The 1,466-nt window shown below is 65.1% G+C and carries 1 protein-coding gene; it reads right to left on the bottom strand.

Annotation, left to right across the window (positions count from 1 at the left end; all coding sequences use genetic code 11):
* Positions 1 to 23: 23 nt before the first annotated feature.
* On the bottom strand, positions 24 to 1,466 hold a 1,443-nt coding region (gene tnpC / locus NKJ46_RS34580; RefSeq protein ID WP_352671813.1), incomplete at its 5' end, for an IS66 family transposase.

Raw genomic sequence — 1,466 nt, 5'->3', positions numbered from 1 at the left:
CGTAAGCGCGTAGCTGATGCCGTTCAGCGCTGGTAGTTCCAAGGCATGAGCGCCTCGATATCGCTGTTTGGCCAGCCATTGGCGATACGCTCGAGGGTCTGGGTGAGCCAGGCGTGCGGATCGATCTGGTTCATCTTGGCGGTGGTCAGCAGCGTGGCGATGGTGGCCCATGTCCGTCCGCCGCCGTCGCTGCCGGCAAAGAGGCTGTTCTTTCGGGTAATTGTCTGTGGCCGGATGGCGCGCTCGACGGTGTTGGAGTCGATTTCGATGCGGCCGTCGGTAAGGAAGCACTCGAGCGCGGCACGCCGGCCGAGCGCATAGCGGATCGCCTCGGCGGGCTTCGATTTTCCCGACAGCTTCGGCAGCTCCTTTTCCCACAGCGCAAAGAGAGCGGCAACGACGACGGCGGATTTCTCCTGACGCGCAGCTATCCGAAGTACCGGGTCCTGGCCGCGCACGGCCTCCTCGGCGGCCCACAGCGGGGCCATCTGCGCCACCGTCTGCGAGGCGATAACGGAGGAGCCTGCGGCATGCAGTTCGTAGAACTTGCGCCGCACGTGCGACCAGCACGCCGCCAGCGTCACGCCGTCATTGCCCCGATCCGATCGGGCCAGCCGGTTATAGGCGGCGTATCCGTCGACCTGCAGGATGCCGCGATAGCCGTCCAGATGGCGGGCGACGCATTCGCCGGCACGGCTGTCTTCGAAGCGGTAGGCGACGATGGGCGGTCCGCTGCCACCGAACGGCCGATCATCGCGCAGATAGGTCCAGAGGTAGGCCGTCTTGGCCTTGCCCGATCCTGGGGCCAGCGTTGGCAGGGTGGTCTCATCGGCAAAGACCCGCTCACCCTGCTTGATGCGGGTCAGTGCGTAATCGGCGAGCGGCTCGAGCTCGAAGCCGACCTTGCCCATCCACTGCGCCATCTGTGACCGGTCGATCTCGACCTGATCGCGGGCATAAATCGCTTCCTGGCGGTAGAGCGGCAGGCCATCGGCGTATTTGGACACTGCGATCTGCGCCAGCAGCGCTTCGGTCGGAATGCCGCTTTCGATGATGCGGGCGGGAGCGGCTGCCTGGATAACGCCGTCCCAGCCCTTGTAGGCATATTTGGGGCGACGCGTGACGATCACCCGGAACTTCGCCGGGGTGACATCGAGCCGTTCGGAGACGTCCTCGCCGATCAGGATCTTTTCCAGCGCTTCGCAGCCAGCAGGCGTTTCGGGCTCGATAACCACCTCGACCCGTTCGAGATGGGCCGCAAAGCCTTTACGAGGACGCGGAGCGCGCTTCGCTTTCGAGCCGCCCGCAGACTTCTCCATCTGCGCTTCGATGGCCGCCACGCCGGTTTCGATCTCGTCGAAGACCAGCGCATACTGCTCCTCGCTCAGCGCACCGGTCCGCAACCTTTCGGAGCGGCTGCCGAAGCGCGCCCTCTCCAGCATCTTCACCACCGCGGTCAGCCGTGC

This window comes from Mesorhizobium sp. M0166, assembly GCF_040322255.1.
In the GTDB taxonomy this organism is placed as follows: Bacteria; Pseudomonadota; Alphaproteobacteria; order Rhizobiales; family Rhizobiaceae; genus Mesorhizobium.
This window is presented reverse-complemented; position numbering and strand designations above follow the sequence as displayed.